Annotated in this window: 18 protein-coding genes and 1 tRNA gene; 12 read left to right on the top strand and 7 right to left on the bottom strand. The window is 63.7% G+C overall.

Translation table 11 applies throughout. The annotated features are described in order from the left end of the window. Positions 1 to 82: 82 nt before the first annotated feature. Positions 83 to 1,429 carry a trigger factor gene (gene tig, locus VOM14_RS14545; RefSeq protein WP_327629407.1) on the bottom strand — a complete coding sequence of 449 codons (1,347 nt, stop codon included), beginning with the start codon at positions 1,427 to 1,429 and terminating at the stop codon, positions 83 to 85. A 463-nt stretch (positions 1,430 to 1,892) separates the two neighbouring features. Here tig and VOM14_RS14540 point away from each other — a divergent pair, with 463 nt between their 5' ends. Both VOM14_RS14540 and VOM14_RS14535 read left to right on the top strand, forming a co-directional pair. Then, positions 1,893 to 3,038, top strand: a complete 1,146-nt coding sequence (locus VOM14_RS14540) for a glycerate kinase (RefSeq protein WP_327629406.1) — start codon at positions 1,893 to 1,895, stop codon at positions 3,036 to 3,038. Between the two features lie 64 nt (positions 3,039 to 3,102). After that, on the top strand, positions 3,103 to 3,555 hold the full coding sequence (locus tag VOM14_RS14535) for a MarR family winged helix-turn-helix transcriptional regulator (protein ID WP_327629405.1): 453 nt from the start codon (positions 3,103 to 3,105) through the stop codon (positions 3,553 to 3,555). Between the two features lie 164 nt (positions 3,556 to 3,719). Here the strand turns inward: VOM14_RS14535 and VOM14_RS14530 are convergent, their stop codons facing one another. After that, the gene (locus tag VOM14_RS14530) at positions 3,720 to 5,207 is read right to left on the bottom strand and encodes a DUF3999 domain-containing protein (RefSeq protein WP_327629404.1); all 1,488 of its coding nucleotides are present in this window, start codon (positions 5,205 to 5,207) and stop codon (positions 3,720 to 3,722) included. A 437-nt stretch (positions 5,208 to 5,644) separates the two neighbouring features. Here VOM14_RS14530 and VOM14_RS14525 point away from each other — a divergent pair, with 437 nt between their 5' ends. After that, on the top strand, positions 5,645 to 5,938 hold the full coding sequence (locus VOM14_RS14525) for a hypothetical protein (RefSeq protein WP_327629403.1): 294 nt from the start codon (positions 5,645 to 5,647) through the stop codon (positions 5,936 to 5,938). Between the two features lie 80 nt (positions 5,939 to 6,018). Here the strand turns inward: VOM14_RS14525 and VOM14_RS14520 are convergent. Further along, positions 6,019 to 6,105, bottom strand: a tRNA-Leu gene (locus tag VOM14_RS14520). 217 nt (positions 6,106 to 6,322) lie between these two features. Here VOM14_RS14520 and VOM14_RS14515 point away from each other — a divergent pair. Then, positions 6,323 to 7,195, top strand: coding sequence for a squalene/phytoene synthase family protein (locus VOM14_RS14515; RefSeq protein ID WP_327629401.1), 873 nt, complete (start codon positions 6,323 to 6,325; stop codon positions 7,193 to 7,195). A gap of 64 nt (positions 7,196 to 7,259) precedes the next feature. Here the strand turns inward: VOM14_RS14515 and VOM14_RS14510 are convergent, their stop codons facing one another. Both VOM14_RS14510 and VOM14_RS14505 read right to left on the bottom strand, forming a co-directional pair. After that, positions 7,260 to 8,402, bottom strand: coding sequence for a DUF1501 domain-containing protein (locus VOM14_RS14510; RefSeq protein WP_327629400.1), 1,143 nt, complete (start codon positions 8,400 to 8,402; stop codon positions 7,260 to 7,262). Positions 8,403 to 8,634: 232 nt separating this feature from the next. Beyond that, positions 8,635 to 8,961, bottom strand: coding sequence for a hypothetical protein (locus tag VOM14_RS14505; RefSeq protein WP_327629526.1), 327 nt, complete (start codon positions 8,959 to 8,961; stop codon positions 8,635 to 8,637). Between the two features lie 230 nt (positions 8,962 to 9,191). Between VOM14_RS14505 and ompR the strand changes: the two genes are divergently transcribed. The 4 genes from ompR (at position 9,192) to VOM14_RS14485 (ending at position 12,699) form a co-directional block, all read left to right on the top strand. Continuing rightward, complete coding sequence (gene ompR / locus VOM14_RS14500; protein ID WP_006048917.1) at positions 9,192 to 9,926, top strand: osmolarity response regulator transcription factor OmpR; 735 nt, start codon at positions 9,192 to 9,194, stop codon at positions 9,924 to 9,926. A gap of 44 nt (positions 9,927 to 9,970) precedes the next feature. After that, positions 9,971 to 11,320, top strand: coding sequence for an ATP-binding protein (locus tag VOM14_RS14495; protein ID WP_327629399.1), 1,350 nt, complete (start codon positions 9,971 to 9,973; stop codon positions 11,318 to 11,320). A gap of 225 nt (positions 11,321 to 11,545) precedes the next feature. After that, entirely contained in the window at positions 11,546 to 12,094 is a 549-nt protein-coding gene (locus VOM14_RS14490) for a peroxiredoxin (protein WP_327629398.1), read from the top strand. A gap of 74 nt (positions 12,095 to 12,168) precedes the next feature. Continuing rightward, a complete protein-coding gene (locus VOM14_RS14485; RefSeq protein WP_327629397.1) occupies positions 12,169 to 12,699 on the top strand; it encodes a carboxymuconolactone decarboxylase family protein in 531 nt (176 codons plus the stop codon). Between the two features lie 60 nt (positions 12,700 to 12,759). On the opposite strand, the gene ispF is transcribed toward VOM14_RS14485, so the two are convergent. Both ispF and ispD read right to left on the bottom strand, forming a co-directional pair. Continuing rightward, the gene (ispF, locus tag VOM14_RS14480; protein WP_327629396.1) at positions 12,760 to 13,239 is read right to left on the bottom strand and encodes a 2-C-methyl-D-erythritol 2,4-cyclodiphosphate synthase; all 480 of its coding nucleotides are present in this window, start codon (positions 13,237 to 13,239) and stop codon (positions 12,760 to 12,762) included. Between the two features lie 53 nt (positions 13,240 to 13,292). Further along, positions 13,293 to 14,006, bottom strand: coding sequence for a 2-C-methyl-D-erythritol 4-phosphate cytidylyltransferase (gene ispD, locus VOM14_RS14475; protein ID WP_327629395.1), 714 nt, complete (start codon positions 14,004 to 14,006; stop codon positions 13,293 to 13,295). 120 nt (positions 14,007 to 14,126) lie between these two features. Here ispD and mfd point away from each other — a divergent pair, with 120 nt between their 5' ends. From mfd to mscL, 4 genes are all read left to right on the top strand, one after another. After that, complete coding sequence (mfd, locus tag VOM14_RS14470) at positions 14,127 to 17,609, top strand: transcription-repair coupling factor (RefSeq protein ID WP_327629394.1); 3,483 nt, start codon at positions 14,127 to 14,129, stop codon at positions 17,607 to 17,609. Positions 17,610 to 17,752: 143 nt separating this feature from the next. After that, positions 17,753 to 18,991 carry an acetylornithine deacetylase gene (gene argE, locus VOM14_RS14465; RefSeq protein WP_327629393.1) on the top strand — a complete coding sequence of 413 codons (1,239 nt, stop codon included), beginning with the start codon at positions 17,753 to 17,755 and terminating at the stop codon, positions 18,989 to 18,991. A 77-nt stretch (positions 18,992 to 19,068) separates the two neighbouring features. Then, on the top strand, positions 19,069 to 20,103 hold the full coding sequence (locus VOM14_RS14460) for a threonine/serine dehydratase (RefSeq protein ID WP_327629392.1): 1,035 nt from the start codon (positions 19,069 to 19,071) through the stop codon (positions 20,101 to 20,103). 99 nt (positions 20,104 to 20,202) lie between these two features. After that, positions 20,203 to 20,670 carry a large conductance mechanosensitive channel protein MscL gene (mscL, locus tag VOM14_RS14455; RefSeq protein ID WP_327629391.1) on the top strand — a complete coding sequence of 156 codons (468 nt, stop codon included), beginning with the start codon at positions 20,203 to 20,205 and terminating at the stop codon, positions 20,668 to 20,670. Positions 20,671 to 20,732 lie beyond the last annotated feature (62 nt).

Below are 20,732 nucleotides of genomic sequence, written 5' to 3'. Positions count from 1 at the left end.
ACGCCAACTGCACTAAAAAGCAGCACAAAAAAACGGCGTGCGGGCCGTCGCTCCGACAGCCGGCACGCCGTTGCAGCGGCGCTTACGCTTGCGCCGTTGCGCTTGCCAGTTCTTCGAAGCTCACTTCCTTGTCCGACACCTTCGCCTTGCCCAGCACGAAGTCGACGACGTTGGCTTCAACGACGTACGCTTCCATTTCAGCAAGGCGTTGCTGGTTCGAATAATACCAGCGGACGACTTCCTTCGGGTCTTCGTAGCTTTTCGCGAACTCGTCGACTTCCGCGCGGATCTGCTCCGGCTTCGCCTGCAGTTCGTTGGCCTTCACCAGCTCGGCCAGCACGAGGCCCAGCTTGACGCGGCGCTCTGCCTGTTCCTTGAACATCGCGGCCGGAATCGGCGCGTCTTTCGCGTTCGGCACGCCGCGCTGCTCCAGATCCTGGCGAGCCATGGCGACGAGGCGTTCCTGGTCCTGCTCGATCAGCGCGTTCGGCACGTCGAGTTCGGAAATCTTCAGGAGTGCGTCCATCACCTGGTTCTTCACGATAGCTTGCGTGCGGCGCTTCGCTTCGCGCTCCAGATTGTCCTTGATCTCAGCGCGCATCTTGGTCTGATCGCCGTCTTCAATACCGAGCGACTTCGCGAACTCCGCGTCGATTTCCGGCAGATGCGGCCACTCGATCTTTTTCATGGTGATCGTGAATTGCGCCGTCTTGCCCGCCACTTCCTTGCCGTGGTAGTCGGCCGGGAATGCCAGGTCGAATTCCTTCGATTCGCCAACCTTCAGGCCCGTGGCTGCTTTTTCGAATTCCGGCAGCATGCGGCCTTCGCCCAGCACGAACGCGAAGTCTTCGGCACTGCCGCCCTGGAACACTTCACCTTCGATCTTGCCGACGAAGTCCACCGACACGCGATCGCCTTCCTTCGCTGCCGTGTCCGCGCCGCCGTCGCCGTGCTCGCCGGCTTCGCCGCGAGCGTGGAAGTGCACGCGCTGCTTGCGCAGGATTTCCAGCGTGCGGTCGATTTCCGCTTCGCTGATGGTCGTCGTGGTGCGCTCGATTTCAGCCGTGGCGACGTCGCCCAGCTTCACTTCCGGATACACCTCGAAAGTCGCGTCGAACGCGTAATCGCCTTCGGCGGCTTCGGCCTTCGGCGCGAAGCTCGGCTGACCGGCGACGCGCAGGTTCTCGGCGCGGCTGATATCGAAGAATTCCTTGCCGACCTTGTCGCTCAGCACTTCAGCTTCCACCTGGCCCGAATACTGTTGCGTCACCATCTTGAGCGGCACCTTGCCCGGGCGGAAACCCGGCATGCGCACGTTCTTCGCGAGTTGACGGATACGCGAGTCCACTTCCTTCTGCACGGCGTCCTTCGGCAGGGAAATCGTTACGCGGCGTTCGAGCTTGCCGAGGTTTTCAACAACGTTAGCCATGGCTTCAATCGTCCTAAAATTATTCGAGCGAATTCAGTTATCTTCTCCGTGCCGCATTTGCGCGCCTGCGCCGCGGGCTTGCAGGCCACCGGCAGCACGGTTGGGTCCAAAGAGCCGAATATTTTAGCAAACTATTTGCGCGCCTAACCGGGATTCGATGGTTGGGCGCATTTTTATCGGCATTCGCGGCCGGTTCCTGGCTCTTTTTGAGGTGGTTTTGCATTTTGCCGATCAGGCAGCGCGAGCCGTCGCGCACCTCGCGGCGCGTGTCCGACGTCACGGCGATCCTGCTTATGCCTTTCGGCATATTCAGTCGGCGCGCCCATGCTGATAAGCTAGCGAACGCGCTCGGGGTTGTACTTCGTCCGCTGCTTTTTGTGCTGCCGGCCTGAGCCGCCGTTTGGCCCGCCGCCTTGAGCCACCGCCTTACCGCCCGCAACGATACCTACTATCCAGAGACACCATGTCGAATTCGCCGTCCTCGCCTGTCGTCGTCATTGCTCCCGATTCATTCAAAGGCTCGCTCAGCGCCGAACAGGTCGCGCAGGCAATCGCGTCCGGCGTGCGACGCGCCCGCCCGGACGCCGACGTCCGTATCTGCCCGATGGCAGACGGCGGCGAGGGCACGCTCGACGCGATGCTCACGAAGGGCGGCGAGCGCCGCACGCTTGCCGTGAGCGGCGCGGCAGGCCCGGTGCGCGAAGCGCTCACGGGTGTGCTCGCAGACGGCAGCGCGATCGTGGAAACCGCAGAAGTGGTCGGCATCACGGACCCCGTTGGAATGGGCGTGCCGGTCGAATCCCGCAGCACGCGAGGCATGGGCGAAGCGATCAGTGCGCTGCTCGACGTGGGCGTGCGGCGCTTTTTCGTCGCGCTCGGCGGCAGCAGCACGAATGACGGCGGCGCGGGCCTGCTCGCTGGCCTTGGGCTCAAACTGTTCGACGCGCAGGACCGGCTGCTCGAACCCACGCCGGAACACCTCGCTCGCGTTGTGCGCGTCGACGTCTCCGGGCTCGACGCGCGCCTTGCCGACACGCAATTCGTCGGCATGTCGGACGTGGACAATCCGCTCACGGGCGAGCATGGCGCGACGGCGGTTTTCGGTCCGCAAAAAGGCGTTAAGCCGGACCAGCTCGTCGCGATCGACGCCGCCCTCGCCCGCTTCGCCGACCTGCTCGAAGCGGCGCTCGGGCGCACGGCTCGCAACCTTCCCGGCGCGGGCGCGGCCGGCGGCCTCGGCTTTGCGTTGCACATGCTCGGCGCGCAATTCGAGCCGGGCGCGGAAACAGTCGCGCGGGAAATCGGTCTCGACGCGGCGCTCGTGGGGGCGGACTGGCTGATCACCGGCGAAGGACGCTCGGACGTGCAAACGCTGCACGGCAAGGCGCCCTTCATTGCGTGCCGTCATGCGCGGTCGGCGGACGTCCCGGCCACGCTGCTTTCGGGTGGCGTGGACTCCGCCGCCTTGCCGCGTCTTTCCGAATATTTCAGCGGTTGCTTCTCGCCAGCACCCGGTCCTATCACGCTTGAATTCGCGATTCGCGACGCCGCACGACTCCTGGCGGATGAGGCCGAACAACTGACGCGTTTGAAGTACGGCGCGCGTTGACCCGGCGGCATGGTTGCGGCAACAATCACAGCGCCACAACCACGCCACTCATCACGGGAAGACCATGAAGGACTCCGCCAAAGCTGGCCTGGAACAGCTCCTCACCTATCGTCTGCATGTGCTCAACAAGCTCGCCGAGCGTGGTATCAGCGAGCGCTATCAGGACAAGCTCGGCGTGACTTTGCCGGAAGCCCGGGTCATTGCGTCGGTGGGCTCGTTCGGACCGTTCTCGATCATGGAGCTTGCGAGGCATGCCAATCTCGACAAGAGCCAGGCGAGCCGCGCCGCCGAGGCGTTGATCAAGCAAGGGCTCGTCAAGCGCGAGCCTAGCGCCGAAGACGGCCGTGTCGTGCTCGTCTCGCTCACGGTGGAAGGACGCGCGCTGTATCGCAGAGTGATGCCGATCGCCCGCAAGTGGAATGGCGATCTGTTCGATTGTCTCGACGAAAAGGAACAGCTCGCGCTCGGCGAAGCGCTCGACAAGGTGATTGAGAATATGGCCGCGCGTGACGCGTAAGTTGAGCGCGATCGACCTGCAATCATCAAACCATCCATCAGGCACGCGCAGAAAATTTCTCGCGGCCGACGCAGCGTTTGTCGCGACGACTTCGTTGCACCGGTCGCAATGCGGGGCTCGGGCTGGCGGTCGCGCGATCACGCGACTTCCCGATTGATTGCGACTCAGCCCTTGGCATCACCCTGAGAATTGCTTGGGGCCGCGTCCGCCTCACTGTTCGCCGCCTCGGATGCATTGGCACGACGCTCCCGCGCGCCGTCGAAACCGCCGCTCGCCGCAGCCCTTGGCACGACAGCCGTCGACAGCGGACGCACAACGGTGCGTGCAAGCCGCCACGCAATTGCCCCAAGCGAACCGACGGCGAAAATCAATGCCGTCCACAGCATGTAGCGGCGGTAAGCAGGGGCGTTTGCTGTCGGCTGCGCATTGGCATTTTCCGCGAGCTTCAGTGCTTCGCCGACGCGCGCCGTTGCGACAACGGAGGACGCGCCCGTCAGCAACGTGTCGCGGTCTACCGCCGCCGACACCATCGCCGCATGGCCCACGCCCAATGTATAAGGTGCCGAGCCGCGCGCGACGAACGTGAGCGTCGCCGGCCGCCAGCCCGCCACGACGGTCAAGGCTCCGGTCCCCAGGCCGCCGTTGCGCGTGTCGACGACCACACGCCATTGACGGTCCGAGTCGGGCATCAATTGCAAAGACAGGTTGTTCTGCTCGAACTCGCCGTTGTGCAGGCGGAACAGCGTCGCTCTCGACACCTCGCGCCACGCCGCGCCGAGCTGGCTGCGCGAATAGACAATGGCGGGCGCCACGGTGTTCGGTTGCGGCAGATTGAGCCGCAAGCGGTCGACGGGATAGGGGCCGCCAGTCGAGAAGAAATATTCGCCGGCCTTCGGGCCCGCCTGAGCGACGATGCCCTCGCGCCACTCGCGTTGTGTGTCGGCGAGTGGCAAATGCGGCGCGCCCGCGGCCTGCACTTCCACGTCGATCGTTTCGACATAAGGCGAGCCGTCGAGCCAACGCAAGCGCAGATAACGCGCGTGGGCTCCGTTCAGTTCGATGCGGTTCTGGCTCAGCGTGCTGCCGTTGTAGTTGACCTTGAGCAGTTGCGCGTCGCCGGCCGGCTGCCAGTTGCGAAGATCGTCGCTCGATTCGACCGACACGCGCCCCTGGTAATTGTCGTCGCGCAGATGAACGAGCAGCGCGCTCGCGCGGCCTTCGCGCGACGCCGTTCCTGCATCGACCAGATCTGTGTCGTGTTGCGCGCGGCCGGGCGGCGCGGCGCTAGCGTGCAACGAGCCGTCGGCCGCGATCGTCACGCCGGGCGGCGCACCCGCGCGCCCTGGCGACGCCGGCCGCAGCGGAAACCATCTGACCTGGCGCAGCGTGGGCGGCGTGCGGGCAGGCTCGCGCGGCGCTTCGAGCGAGTACGGGACGGCCTCGTCCGCGCCGTTGAAAACGCGCAGGTCGCCGAGATCGTTGCGCTGACTCGCCGCATAGACGGCCGCCGGCAGCGTCACGCTGTAATACGCGGCGCCGTCCTGGAGTTCGAGCGCAAAATGGCGCGCGAAATCTCCGGCGCAAGCGGGCGCCGCAGCGCACGCCGACACGAGCGCGACGCACCATCCGCTCACCGTGAGAACATGCTTCATTGTTCAGCTCCCTCGACCACGAGCCCGGCGGCAACCCACAACCGGCACGATCCGCCCGACGCCGGTCACGTGTGACAGGTCGAACAGGACCAGCTTGACGACGATCGCGCCGCACACTGCTCCGCATCGGACCGCATGCGAGGCGGATGACGCGGTTTGCTGGCGGTGTCGCCTGGGTCAGCGTCGCGAGTGCGCATACCTTCCAGAATAGCCGTACCGACGCCGGCCTGCGCATCGACTGCGCCATACTCGAAAACTTGCGTTCAGTCGGTTGGCCGCAGACATCCACCGCGATCCGATCGGCCGACAAGCACGCTCACACCCTCGCCTTCGTCGCAATCCATCAATCATGTCAAAATTCGCAATCGGCCACCGTGCCCGCGGTTATCCGCGAGGTCGCGCAAATTCACTCATCCAATTTATTCAGGGAAGTTTCAGTGGACATCAACAAACAGGTCGCGGCACTCACCGCGTCGGAACTGCAGACGGCCGGCGCGAGCCAGGCGACGGCAATTGCTGTCAGCGTGCTGCTGCGCCATTTGCGCTCGCCGGAACTGGCGAAGCTGCTGTCGTCTGCATTCGAAAATCATCAGGCGGTCATGCTGCAGTCGCCTTGGCCCGACCAGATGCTGCAGGCGTTCGAATCGACCCGACGCTTTCTCGAAGGTGCCGCGCAAGCCGAGTTGCCGGGCGCACCGGCGTCCTCGGAATCTCCGGACGCGAGCGTCTAGGAAACAAAAAACCCCGTCAGTCCAACGACTTGACGGGGTTTTTGCTACATGTTGCTGCCACGCGCTTTGCGGCAAATAAGTGGTGCGAGGGAGGGGACTCGAACCCCTACACCCTTGCGGGCGTCAGGACCTAAACCTGGTGCGTCTACCAATTTCGCCACCCTCGCAGCCGGACAAACGTTGCGCGTCTTGCCCGATGTCCTGCAGCTCTGCGCCGCGCAAAGATGCCCGCGCCGAAAAGCGTAAGCGCGAGATTCTAACGCATTGATTCCTGCTTGTCTGCAATTGCCGCGCATCTCCGCGCACGCCGCCGATGCTACAATTTTCGGCTTCACGCACGCACGCCGTGCCCTCTTTGCCCGCCCTTCCCCACACGCCAATTCCGTGAATTTCAACGACTATTGCCAGCAAAAAGCGGCACCGCCTGGATCGAGCACTTACTATGCGCTGCGGCAAGCGCCCGCAGCCAGTCAGCCGCGCTTGACCGCCCTCTTCGCGCTGCGCCGCGAATTAGAGGAAACGGTCAAGGAAGTCAGCGATCCGGCCATTGGCCGCACCAAACTCGCGTGGTGGCAAAACGAACTTGGCGCACTGGCTTCGGGCTCGCCTACGCATCCGGTTTCGAAGGCGCTGGCGGCCTCCTTGCCCGATGTCAAAGCCGAGTATGCCGCCTTGCAGGCCTTGCTCACGGGTTTCGAAATGGACCTCGACCAGGCCCGCTACCTCGACTATCCCAACTTGCGGCGCTATGTGCATGGAGTGGGCGGGACGTTTGCCTCGCTGGTGGCGCGCGCCGCAAGTGTAAGCACGTCTGCTAACCAGGCCGCGGGCAAAGCCACCAGCTCAGCCACAGACGGAATCCAGGCGCCGGCCTGGTCCTCGCCGCTCGGCGAAGCGCTGCTGCTTGCGCAACTCGTGGCCGAAACGGGCAATGATGCGCGCCACGGCCGCATCTACATCCCCATTGACGAAATGCAGCGCTTCAATGTGACAGCCGCAGACCTGATCAATCGAAAATATACGGATGCGTTCACCGAACTCATGCGCTTTCAGACGAAGCGCGCTCGCGACGCGTTGCAGACCGCGCTCGCCGCGGTGCCCGGCAATGAGCGCCGCGTGCAGCGGACGTTAGTGGCCGACGCCGCGCTGGCGTCGGCTTTGCTGGATGAAATCGAGCGCGACGGCTATCACGTGCTGCATCAACGTATCGCGTTGACGCCGATCCGCAAGCTGTGGATCGCCTGGCGCGCGAGATGAATGCAGGCGGCGGTGTGCCGCGCGCACGCCCCTCGCGTCGACCGCGCCGCTCGAAATCCACGCGTCAAACCCGCAACAACGGCAACGGTTCGAGTCGCTCGTGCATGATCGCCGACGCGCCGAGTCCCCACCATGGCCCGAGCACGGTCGCGTAAAGCCGGCGGAAATCGACGCCGGCCGGCAAATTCCCGTTGCCGTCGAGCTGCCCGAAGTCGGGTGCCAAACCGTGCAAGCCGCCGAGCACGCGACCGCCCATCAGGAAATGCGGAGCCGCCGTGCCGTGCTCGGTGCCATAGCTGTCGTTCTCACGCGGATGGCGCCCGAACTCCGCGTAGGTCATCACAAGCGTGTCGTTCCAACGGCCTAGCTCGATCAGCGCCGATCGCATCGCGGCGAGGCCATCGGCGAGTTGGGCCAGCAACAGTCGATGCCGCTCCGGCTGGTTGTAATGCGTGTCGAAGCCGTCCAGCGTCAGGCGGATCGCCGCGACGCCGTGGCTTCTCGCGGCGCGCACCTGGCGCGTCTGACGCGTGTGCGCCACCAGCATCTGCATCGCCTTTCTGATCGACTCGCCGAATGGGCTCGCGGGAAACATCGTCTCCAATTGCGATTCGCATTGCATGGGATGCGAGCGGCCGACCGTTTGCGCGGTGCCGTTCTCGCCGGCCCGCGCGTCGTTCGCGAGCGGTCCCATCTCAGCGCTGCCGATCACGACGCCGCCAGCGGTAAATCCCAGGCGCGCCGGCGCCGCTGCCAACGCGCGGGTGAGCCAGCCCTCGCGCAGATACTGATCGGCACGCGACGCGGTGTCCCATATTTCCATCGAACGAAAATGCGAGAGATTGGGGCGCGCATAGCCGACGCCCTGGACAATTGCGAGTTGCCGGTTTTGCCAAAGCGGCATCAACGGTTCCAGGGATGGATGCAGCGCGGTGCGCACGTCAAGTTGAATCGCCTGCTCGCGTTTGATGCCGATGTTTTTGCGCAGGCGATAGTACGCGGCATCGGCAAACGGAATCACGGTGTTCAGGCCGTCGTTGCCGCCCTTCAGTTCCACCAGAATCAGCAGCTTGCCAAACGGGCGATGCAGCGCTTCGATGGGCGCCGCCGCGCTCGCATACGCGCGCATGCTGGACACGCCGGGCATGCCACAGACGCAGAGCGTCGCGTCGGCGGCGCTCATAGAGAGAAAGCTGCGTCGTTTCATCTTGCGCTCGCTTCGGTTGCTTTTCGGTTGCCCGTTGATCGATAAGGCCGGATGCAACGACTCCTCGCGCGACACGCCAACGCTATGAGCAAGACTAAAACGAGGAGCTAGGAGCAGGAAGTGCACAGGAGCGCACAAAAAGACGGAAGGTAACCACCACCTGCAACAAGTGAAGCAAATCAACCGGAGCAACGCGAACAATCCGGCGCCCGATTACCGCAGGCAGCCTCGACTAGCGCTTATAAAGCTCGCGGACCGCGTCTTCGATATGCTGCCGCAACAAGCGGCGTTCGTCCGGCGTCATATGTCCATCGCGACGGCGTTGGTCGAGATCAGGGGGAACTGCCGTGCGCAACATCACGTCTGATGCGGGGCGCTCGCTGCTGGAACTGTGACGGCTCGCCCGCGAATTGCCGAGTCTGGACGCGCGCTCACTCGCAGCTCTGTCGGCAGAAGGCTGGGCGTAGGCGGGCGTGGGTCCCAATGTGCCTGCGAGCGTACCGGCAACCGCCAGTGCAATGACGCTCATGCGCACATTTGGCCAAACCCCTCCCTTCATATTGTTCCCTTCGTGGCGCGGCAACCGGCTACCTCAAATGCGTGTGACAAACCCGGTTAACGAGCCGGGCGCGTGGGTTTTAGTCGAGTGAAGTATCCACCGAACAGCCGCATTCAGTAAAGGACTCTAACGGTCCCGGCTTTACGTCGTGCCACAGTGCAGGTAAATTTTGTAACTGACTGTAACTCGATAAATGGTGCGAACGCGCACCTCTTTCTAATCGCGCTAAGATGCCGACCATGGAAACCAAAAACCCTTCGAAAATCCTCGTCGTCGACGACGACCCGCGCCTGCGCGATCTGCTTCGCCGTTACCTCGGCGAGCAAGGCTTCAATGTGTATGTAGCCGAGAACGCGCCATCCATGAACAAGCTGTGGGTGCGTGAGCGGTTCGATCTGCTGGTGCTCGACCTCATGCTGCCCGGCGAGGACGGCCTGTCCATCTGCCGCCGTCTGCGCGGCAGTAACGACCGCACGCCGATTATCATGCTGACGGCCAAGGGCGAAGACGTCGATCGTATCGTCGGCCTCGAAATGGGCGCGGACGACTATCTGCCGAAGCCTTTCAATCCGCGCGAACTGGTCGCGCGAATCCATGCGGTGTTGCGCCGTCAGTCGCCGTCGGAGCTGCCGGGCGCGCCGTCCGAAACGACCGAGGTCTTCGAGTTCGGTGAGTTCGCGCTGAATCTTGCTACTCGCACGCTTACCAAGGCCGGCCAGGAAATTCCGCTCACCACGGGCGAATTTTCGGTGCTCAAGGTCTTCGCGCGTCATCCGCGTCAGCCGTTGTCGCGTGAAAAGCTCATGGAGCTCGCTCGCGGCCGCGAGTACGAAGTCTTCGACCGCAGCCTCGACGTGCAGATCTCGCGTCTGCGCAAGCTGATCGAACCCGACCCGGGCAGCCCGCGCTTCATCCAGACCGTTTGGGGTCTTGGCTACGTATTCATCCCCGACGGCGCAGCCTGAGCTTGTTCACGCCTCCTGCATTTGTTTTCAGATAAGAAGGGCCCATGCGGATCGACCGGCGCCTCCTGACGCTCGCGTTCGGCGGCCTTTTCTGGCGGACTTTTCTGCTGATCGCGCTATTGATCGCAGTCAGTCTCGCCGCCTGGTTCCAGAGTTTCCGGGTGATCGAACGCGAGCCACGCGCCCAGCGCGTGGCGTTGCAACTCGTCGCGATCGTCAAGCTCACGCGCACCGCACTCCTTTATTCCGATCCCGACCTGCGGCGCGCACTGCTGCAGGATCTGGAAAGCAACGAAGGTGTGCGCGTGTATCCGCGCGAAACGACCGACAAGTACAAACTGCAACCCGATGAGTCACTGAACCGGCTGATCGAGCACGACATTCGCGGCCGTCTCGGCGACGACACGGTAATCGCGCAGAGCGTGAACGACATCCCCGGCGTCTGGATCAGCTTCAAGATCGACGACGACGACTACTGGGTCGCGCTCGACCGTGATCAACTGGACAACGCGACCGGTCTGCAATGGGCCGGCTGGGGCGTGTTCGCGCTCGCGCTGTCGCTGTTCGGTGCGGCGTTCATCACGAGTCTCGTGAACCGGCCGTTCGCGCGGCTCGCCATGGCCGCGCGCAAGCTCGGCTCCGGGCAGTCGCCGGAACCGCTGCCCGAGCGCGGCATGGGCGTGGCCGCCGAAACCAATCGCAGTTTCAACCAGATGGTGCAGGACCTCGAACAGCTCGAGGCCGACCGCGCGCTGATGCTCGCCGGCATCTCGCACGATCTGCGTACGCCGCTCGCGCGGCTGCGGCTCGAAACCGAAATGAGTCCGTCGGACCAGAGCACGAAGGACGCGATGGTCGACGATATCGAGCAGATGGACATGATCATCGGCCGGTTCCTTGACTACGCGCGGCCGGTGCAACGCGTGCCGGAACCGGTCGACCTTTCCGTGATCGCCGGAGAACTCGCCGCGCGTATGCAAAGCGAAGACAGCATGCGGCTGATTACGCGCCTCGCGCCGTCGGCGGTGATCGAGGCGGACGAGACCGATATGCGGCGCGTGGTCGGCAATCTGCTGGAGAACGCGCGCAAATACGGCTTGAGCGATGGCGACGGCATTCCGCACGTCATCCTCGAGACGCGCGTGTCGCATTCGCGGGTGGAATTGTCGGTGGTCGACGAAGGCCCCGGCATTCCCGAAGATCAGCTGGCGCTGGTCACGCGGCCTTTCTATCGGGTGAACTCCGCGCGCACGCAGGCGAACGGCACGGGTCTCGGCATGGCGATCGTGCAGCGGCTCGTCGGGCGCTACCGGGGTGCGCTGCGCCTGCGCAATCGCACGCCGGGCCCAGGGCTCGAAGTCACCATCGAATTTCCGCTGGCGAAGGGAACTTGAAGCGGAACTTGAAGCGGAACTTGAAGCGGAACTTGAAGCGGAACTTGATACGTTCCGCCGCACTTGCAATGCCCGCTCCGTTGAATAATAACTATCCGGGTCGTTAGAAAAAAACTATTGAGACGATAGTTCAATAGAGCTATAGTTGAAAGCCTGTAACGTGCTCGTGATCACGAGCTGGTAGCCTCAACATGCTGTTTTTCCAACACACGAAGGAGCACTCGCATGAAAACCGTTGGCGACAAACTCGAAGCGTTCACCGTCACCGCTGCCAAGCCAGGCTTTAACAATCATGAAGAGAACGGCGCCTCGGCGTTCGAAGAGATCACGGAGCAGTCGTTCCCCGGCAAGTGGAAAATCATCTACTTCTATCCGAAGGATTTCACGTTCGTGTGCCCGACGGAAATCGTCGAGTTCGGCAAGCTCGCGAACGATTTCGAAGAGCGCGACGCGGTGCTGCTCGGCGGCAGCGTCGACAATGAATTCGTGAAGCTCGCATGGCGCCGCGAACACAAGGACCTGAGCAAGCTGAACCACTATTCGTTCGGCGACGTGAAGGGGGAACTGATCGACCAGCTCGGCGTGCGCGACAAGGAAGCCGGTGTGGCACTGCGCGCAACGTTCATCGTCGATCCGGACAATACGATCCAGCACGTGTCGGTCAACAACCTGAACGTGGGCCGCAATCCTGAAGAAGTGCTGCGTATTCTCGACGGCCTGCAAACGGACGAGCTTTGTCCGTGCAACCGCGCAGTCGGCGGCGCAACGCTGTAAGCCGTGCCGGCCCGAGCCCGCTCAGCTTGAAAAAGCGGCGGGCTTTTTTATCGACAACCCGATAGGAGATGACAATGGAATTCTTGTCTTCCATTAAGGCGCTCGTGCCCGACTACGCGAAAGACATCCGGCTGAATCTCGACGGCACGATTGCGCGCTCGTCGCTCGAAGGCAACGACGCGGTCGGTGTCGCGCTCGCCGCGGCCTTCGCCGCCAAAAGCACAGCGATCGTCAATGCCATTCGCAACGCGGGCGTGCTCTCTCCCGAGGAGCTGAACGGCGCGCTCACCGCCGCCGCGTTGATGGGCATGAACAACGTCTGGTATCCGTACGTCGAGATGGCGGATAACGCGGACCTGAAATCGCAACCGGCGCAGTTGCGCATGAACGCCTACGCGTCGCACGGCGGCGTGGACAAGCGGCGCTTCGAAATGTATGCGCTCGCCGCTTCGATCATCGGCAAATGTCACTTCTGCGTGAAGTCGCACTTCGACACGCTGATCGCCGAAGGCATGAGTTCGACGCAATTGCGCGACGTGGGCCGCATCGCCGCCGTGATCAATGCGGCCGCGCAGTGCATCGCCGCCGAGTCAGGCGCCGGGTGAGTCGCCGGGCCAGGCGGCGAAGCGATCTCGCCGCTTGCGCCTGGACGGGCAAGGATCGCGTCAACTCTTGACCAGCAGCACCACGGCCTGCGCTTCGATACCCTCGCCTCGGCCGAGATAACCGAGCTTCTCGTTGGTCTTCGCCTTCACATTGACCTTCTCCACCGGCAGGCCGAGGTCGGCGGCAATATTCGCGCGCATGCCCTCGATATGCGGCGAGAGTTTCGGCGCCTGCGCCACCACGCTACTGTCCACGTTGCCGATCGAAAAGCCCGCCGCCTTCACGCGGGCCACGCACTCGCGCAGCAGCACGCGGCTGTCGGCGCCGGCGAACTTCGCATCGGTATCGGAGAAATGGCGGCCGATGTCGCCGAGCGCGGCCGCGCCGAACAGGGCGTCGGTGATCGCGTGCAGCAGCACGTCGGCGTCCGAATGGCCGAGCAGCCCGCGCTCATACGGAATCGTCACGCCGCCGATGATCAACGGACGTCCCGGCACCAGCGCATGCACGTCATACCCTTGCCCAATTCTGAAATCCATCTGCGTCAAGTCCTCAGGTCCACAAGTCTGTTAGCTGAAAATGAAACCGCCCGTCACGCCGCTGTTGCGCGCGACAGAATCGCCTCGGCGAGATCGAAGTCTTCCGGATACGTCACCTTGAAATTGCGCAAGCTGCCCTGCACCAGCCTCGGCGCATGCCCGGCCCATTCGATCGCGCTCGCTTCGTCGGTAAGATCGTGACCGTCGGCCTGCGCGCGCAAGATGGCGTCGCGCAAGATGCCGATGCGGAACATTTGCGGCGTCTGCGCCTGCCACAAGCCGTCGCGCGATTCGGTGCGGGCGATGCGGCCGTCATGAGACGTCGTGTCGATGCGCTTGAGCGTATCCGCGACCGGCAATGCCATGATGCCGCCCACCGCGTCGTCTTTCAGCGCGCCCGTGAGCGTGCGGATCAACGCGGGCGTGATGCCGGGCCGCGCCGCGTCGTGCACGAGCACCCAGTCGTCGTCGTGCGCGTGGAAGCCGGCGAGCGCATGCAGCCCGTTCAGCACCGACGCCTGGCGCGACGCCCCGCCCGAGCGGCTGACGGCAAAACGCAAGCCGCCGAAGCGGCGAGCGTCGAAGTGCGTGTCGTCGGGCGCGATGACAACCAGGGTCTGCGCAAACTCGCTGCAGGCATCGAATGCGGCCAGCGAATAATGCAGCATGTCGCGGCCGGCGACAGTGCGATATTGTTTGGGCATCGCGGCGCCGGAACGGCTGCCGGTGCCGGCGCACGGAATCAGGGCAAATAGACGGGAAGTCACGAGTGCGGATGCCGCGAAGTCAAATTAAAAGACGGATTTTATAATAGGTCCTTCGCATCCACGCCCCGACGCGCGTAAACTTGGCCGTTCGTGTGAGCCCGAGGCCGCCTTTTCTCTTCTATGCCAGACATCGCCGCATCATCGCAGTTCTCTTCGCCCGTCGCGCTCGTCAAAGCCGGCCAGCGTTTCGCCTTCGACGGCACGCACGGCTCGTCCGACGCCCTGCTGATCGCCCGCTACCATCTCGCCTGGCGCGAGAAGGTGCCGCTGCTCGCGGTGGTCTGCGAAAACGCTGTCGATGCACAGCGTCTGTCGCAGGAAATCGGCTTTTTCGCGCCCGAGGCGCGCGTGCGCCTCCTGCCCGACTGGGAAACGCTGCCGTACGACACGTTCTCGCCGCACCAGGACCTCGTGTCCGAGCGCCTCGCCACGCTGCACGATCTCGGCGAGGGGCGCTGCGACATCCTGCTCGTGCCCGCCACCACGGCGCTGTACCGCATGCCGCCCGCGTCGTTCCTCGCGGCCTACACGTTCTCGTTCTCGCAAGGCGAGCGTCTGGACGAAGCGAAGCTCAAGGCGCAGCTGACGCTCGCCGGCTACGAACACGTGAGCCAGGTGGTGCGTCCCGGCGAATACTGCGTGCGCGGTTCGCTGCTCGATCTTTATCCGATGGGTTCGCCCTTGCCTTACCGGATCGATCTGTTCGACGACCAGGTCGACTCGATCCGCGCATTCGACCCCGACACGCAGCGCAGCCTGTATCCGGTGAAAGACGTGCGGCTCCTGCCGGGCCGCGAGTTTCCCTTCGACGAAGCCGCGCGCACCGCGTTTCGCAGCCGCTGGCGCGAGACCTTCGAAGGCGATCCGAGCCGCGCGTCGATCTATAAGGACATCGGCAACGGCGTGCCGTCCGCGGGCATCGAATATTATTTGCCGCTTTTCTTCGACGACACCGCGACGCTCTTCCACTATTTGCCGCAAGGCGCGCAGCTCGCGTTCGTCGGCGATCTGGACGCAGCGATCCGGCGTTTTACCAACGACACGAAGCAGCGCTACAACTTCCTGTCGCACGATCGCGACCGGCCCATTCTGGAGCCGCAGCGCCTCTTTCTCACCGACGAAGATTTCTTCACGCTCGCCAAGCCCTTCGCGCGGCTCGTGCTGCCGGCCAACTCGGGCGGCGGCTGGTCCACGCCGCTGCCAAGCCTCGCGATCGACCGTCACGCCGACGATCCCGTCGCGGCCTTGCGCGCGTATCTCGACACCACGCCGAATCGCGTGCTGTTCGCCGCGGAATCGGCGGGCCGCCGCGAGACGCTGTTGCAGTTGCTCGCGGACAATCATCTGAAGCCCGCGTCGAGCGACAGCTTCCAGGACTGGCTCACCGGCGACGCGCGCTTTTCGCTGGGCGTCGCGCCACTCGCGAACGGTTTTGCCGTGCCCGTCGACGGAATCGCGATCATTACCGAGACCGAGCTTTATGGGCCGCTCGCGCGCCGCGCCGGGCGCCGCCGCCAGGAACAGGCGAGCAACGTCGATTCGATGGTGCGCGACCTGTCCGAGCTGAAAGTGGGCGATCCGGTCGTGCATTCGCAGCACGGCATCGGGCGCTATATGGGTCTTGTCACCATGGATCTCGGCGAAGGCGACACCGAGTTCCTGCATCTCGAATACGCGGGCGACAGCAAGCTCTACGTGCCCGTCGCCCAGCTTCACGTGATCTCGCGCTATAGCGGCGCGGACCCGGAAAGCGCGCCGCTGCACTCGCTCGGTTCGGGTCAATGGGAAAAGGCCAAGCGCAAGGCCGCGCAGCAGATTCGCGACACCGCCGCCGAACTGCTGAATCTGTACGCGCGCCGCGCCGCGCGTTCGGGCCACGCGTTCCCGCTCGAACCCAAAGACTATGTGAAGTTCGCCGAGAGCTTCGGCTTCGAGGAAACGCCGGACCAGGCCGCCGCGATCGCGGCCGTGATCGGCGACATGACGAGCGGCAAGCCGATGGACCGCCTCGTGTGCGGCGACGTGGGTTTCGGCAAGACCGAAGTCGCGCTGCGCGCGGCCTTCATCGCCGTGATGGGCGGCAAGCAGGTCGCGCTGCTCTCGCCCACCACGCTGCTCGCCGAGCAGCACACGCAAACCTTCACCGACCGCTTCTCCGACTGGCCGGTGCGCATTGCGGAACTGTCGCGTTTCAAGTCGACTAAGGAAGTCAACGCGGCGATCCAGCAGATCAACGAAGGCAGTGTCGACATCGTGATCGGCACGCACAAGCTGCTCTCGTCAGATGTGCAATTCAAGCGCCTCGGGCTCGTGATCATCGACGAGGAACACCGCTTCGGCGTGCGGCAGAAAGAGGCGCTCAAGGCGCTGCGCGCGGAAGTGGATGTGCTCACGCTGACCGCCACGCCGATTCCGCGCACGCTCGGCATGGCGCTCGAAGGCCTGCGCGATTTCTCCGTGATCGCGACCGCGCCGCAAAAGCGCCTCGCCATCAAGACGTTCGTGCGTCGCGAGGAAGACAGCGTGATTCGCGAGGCCATGTTGCGCGAGCTGAAGCGCGGCGGCCAGGTTTACTTTTTGCACAACGAAGTGGAGACGATCGAGAATCGCCGGCAGATGCTCGAAGCGCTCGTGCCCGAAGCGCGGATCGCGGTCGCGCACGGGCAGATGCATGAGCGCGAACTCGAACGCGTGATGCGCGACTTCGTGGCGCAACGCGCGAACGTGCTGCTGTGCACGACGATTATCGAAACCGGCATCGACGTGCCGAGTGCCAACACGATTCTGATTCATCGCTCGGACAAGTTCGGCCTCGCCCAGTTGCATCAGTTGCGCGGCCGCGTCGGACGCTCGCATCACCAGGCGTATTCGTATCTGCTCGTGCACGATCCGCAAGGGCTGACGAAGCAGGCACAGCGCCGTCTGGAGGCGATCCAGCAGATGGAGGAACTCGGTTCGGGCTTCTATCTGGCCATGCACGACCTCGAGATTCGCGGCACGGGCGAAGTGCTCGGCGACAAGCAGTCGGGCGAGATTCACGAGATCGGTTTCCAGCTCTACACCGACATGCTCAACGACGCGGTGAAGGCGCTCAAGGACGGCAAGGAGCCCGACCTCACGGCGCCGCTCGCCGCGACCACCGAGATCAATCTGCACGCACCCGCCATTCTTCCAGCGGACTATTGCGGCGACGTGCAGGAGCGTCTGTCGCTCTACAAGCGCCTCGCGAATTGCGAGCACAACGATTCGATCGACGGCATTCAGGAAGAGCTGATCGACCGCTTCGGGAAGTTGCCGCCGCAAGCGCATGCGCTCGTGGAAACGCATCGGCTGCGGCTGGCGGCGAAGCCGTTGGGCATCTCGAAGATCGACGCCGGCGAAGCCGTGATCGGCTTGCAATTCATTCCGAATCCGCCAGTCGACGCGATGCGTATCATCGAGATGGTGCAGAAGCACAAACACATCAAGCTCGCGGGTCAGGACAAGCTGCGGATCGAGACGCGCAGCCCCGATCTCGCGGTGCGCGTGGCGACGGTCAAGGAGACGCTGCGCGCGTTGGGTTCGCCAGGACGCGGCACGGCGGCGGCCGCCGCGGCGCGTTGAGACCGGGCGCAAACGGGTCGGGTGCAAATACGCGCTACGTCTAGCGTTTTTCTGTCATGCTGCGGTGCGCCAAGCGTGCGCCGCGGCATACGGGCCGGCGTTTTTTGGGTATGATCGAAAGACTCATATGCCGGAGTCCTGTCATGTCTCACGTCGCTGATTCAGCGCAGTCCTCGCCCACATCAGCAGGCGCTTCTTCTGCTGCCGCGCCTGTCTCGCTTCCCTGGGTCACCCGTCTTGTGTCGATAGACACGGTGAGCCGAAATCCGAATCTGGGTCTGATCGAAACCGTGCGCGACGAGCTTCGCGCCGCCGGCATCGAGGCCACACTCACGCACGACGTGAGCGGCAAATGGGCCAATCTCTTCGCCACCATTCCCGCACACGACGGCGAGACGAACGGCGGCGTCGTGTTGTCGGGCCACACGGACGTGGTGCCCGTCGACGGCCAGCAATGGGACAGTGATCCGTTCAAGCCGGAAATTCGCGGCGACAAACTCTACGGCCGCGGCACCTGCGACATGAAAGGCTTCATCGGCGCCGCGCTCGCGCTCGTGCCGGACATGCAGCGCGCGAAGCTCGCCAAGCCGATTCACCTGGCCCTTTCATTCGACGAGGAAGTGGGCTGCGTAGGCGCGCCGATCATGATCGCCGACCTGATCAGGCGCGGCGTGAAACCCGATGGCTGCATCGTCGGCGAGCCGACCAGCATGCGGCCCATCGTGGCGCACAAGGGCATCAACGCGTATCAATGCTGCGTGCGCGGCCAGGCGGCGCATTCGTCGCTCACGCCGAAAGGCTTGAACGCAATCGAGTACGCGGCGCGGCTCATCTGCCACATTCGCGACATGGCCGATCAGTTCCGCGAGCAAGGCCCGTTCGACGAACTGTATGACGTGCCCTTCAGCACCGCGCAAACCAGCACGATCGTCGGCGGCAATGCGATCAATACCGTGCCCGCGGAATGCCAGTTCCAGTTCGAGTTCCGCAATCTGCCCACGCTCGATCCCGAGCCGATCTTCGCGCGCATCGACCAGTACGCGCGCGAAACGCTGGTGCCGAAAATGTTGCGCGAGCATCCGTCGGCGGCCATCGAAATCACGAAGATCGCCGCGGCGCCCGGGCTCGATTCGTCCGAAGAGGCGGCCATCACGCAACTCGTGCGCGCGCTCACCGCCGATCAGGACAAGCGCAAGGTCGCGTACGGCACCGAAGCCGGACTGTTCTCGCTGGCGGGCATTCCGAGCATCGTGTGCGGCCCCGGCGACATCCAGCAGGCGCACAAGGCCAACGAATTCGTCGCGCTCGATCAGCTCGTGCAGTGCGAACGCTTCCTGCACAAGTTCATTCGCAGCATGTCGGTGGACGCGCATGCGCACTGAATCCGCCGGATAAACGCGCACTGTCACGCTCCGCGCGCTAACCTCCACGCCGTCTCTACCGGAACTGCCGCCACGCCATGTCAAGCGCCATGCCGCAACACACCGACCACACGATCGACGGCGAGCCGATCCCCACACTCGACGACATCGCCGCGCAGCACTTTGCGTTGACGCCGTGGGTCGCGCGAACGCCGGTGTTCGACAGGCTCGACTTCTCGTCGCTCGAAGGCACGGTGGTGAACTTCAAGTTCGAGTTGCTGCAAGTGAGCGGAAGTTTCAAGGCACGCGGCGCGTTCACCAACCTGCTCGCGCTCGACGAAGCGCAACGCAGCGCGGGCGTCACGTGCGTGTCGGGCGGCAATCATGCGGTGGCGGTCGCGTATGCGGCGATGCGGCTCGGCATCAGCGCGAAGGTCGTGCTGTTTCGCGCGGCCAATCCGGCGCGTGTCGCGCTGTGCCGGCAATATCGCGCGGAAATCGTCTTCGCCGAAGACCTCGCCGAAGCCTTCGAACTCGTGCGCCGCATCGAGGCCGAAGAAGGCCGCTATTTCGTGCATCCGTTCAACGGATATCGCACGGTGCTCGGCTCGGCCACGCTCGGCTACGAATGGACGACGCAAGCGCCCGACATCGAAGCCGTGATCGTGCCGATAGGCGGCGGAGGTCTCGCGGCCGGTGTCGCCACGGCCATGCGGCTCGCGAACCCGGGCGTGCACGTGTTCGGTGTCGAGCCCGAAGGCGCCGACGCCATGGGCCGCAGTTTCGCCGCCAAACACACGGTCAAGATGGGCCAGATGCACGGCATCGCCGATTCGCTCATGGCGCCGCATACGGAGGAATACAGCTACGAGCTGTGCCGCCGTCATATCGACGAACTCGTCACCGTGTCGGACGATCAATTGCGCGCGGCCATGTTCGTGCTGTTCGGACAACTGAAGCTGGCGGTCGAGCCCGCCTGCGCCGCCGCGACAGCGGCGCTGCTCGGACCGCTGCGCGACCAGTTGCAAGGCAAGCGTGTCGGCGTCCTGCTGTGCGGCACCAACACCGATCCGGTCACATTTGGCGCGCATCTCGAGCGCGCGCGACACAGCGCGTCGCAGTTTCCTGAATAGAAAAGACAATCCTCGTTTTTCCCAGTTTTCCGGCCAAGGGGCTAGCCTATCTGTCTGAGATTGGTATGATTAAGTCATCGATATCCGGGAGGAACCTCTATGAGCATGATCAAGGAATTCAAGGAATTTGCCCTCAAGGGCAACGTGATGGATCTCGCGGTCGGTGTGATTATCGGCGGCGCGTTTTCCACCATCGTCAATTCAATTGTGAAAGACCTGATCATGCCGGTTGTCGGCGTTGCCACTGGCGGCCTCGATTTCTCGAACAAGTTCGTTCGCCTCGGCGCGATTCCGGCCAGCTTCAAAGGCAGCCCCGAATCATATAAAGACTTGCAGACGGCGGGCGTCGCGGTATTCGGTTATGGCGCGTTCATTACCGTGGCCATCAACTTCGTGATTCTCGCGTTCATCATCTTTCTGATGGTCAAATTCATTAACAATCTGCGCAAGCCGCCCGAAGTCGCGCCGGCCGAACCGCCGCCCGCGCCCGAAGACGTGCTGCTGTTGCGCGAAATCCGCGACTCGCTGAAGAACGCGCCGCCGCGCCCCGGTGTCAGCGAGGTTTGAGCGAGGTTCGAGCGCCGCGCGCACTTGATCTCGCGCATAAAATTCGCGCAATAAAAAGGCCT

Source organism: Paraburkholderia sp. MPAMCS5, assembly GCF_036016995.1.
GTDB lineage: Bacteria > Pseudomonadota > Gammaproteobacteria > Burkholderiales > Burkholderiaceae > Paraburkholderia.
The sequence above is the reverse complement of the archived record's forward strand: the minus strand, read 5'-3'. Positions and strand labels throughout refer to the sequence as shown.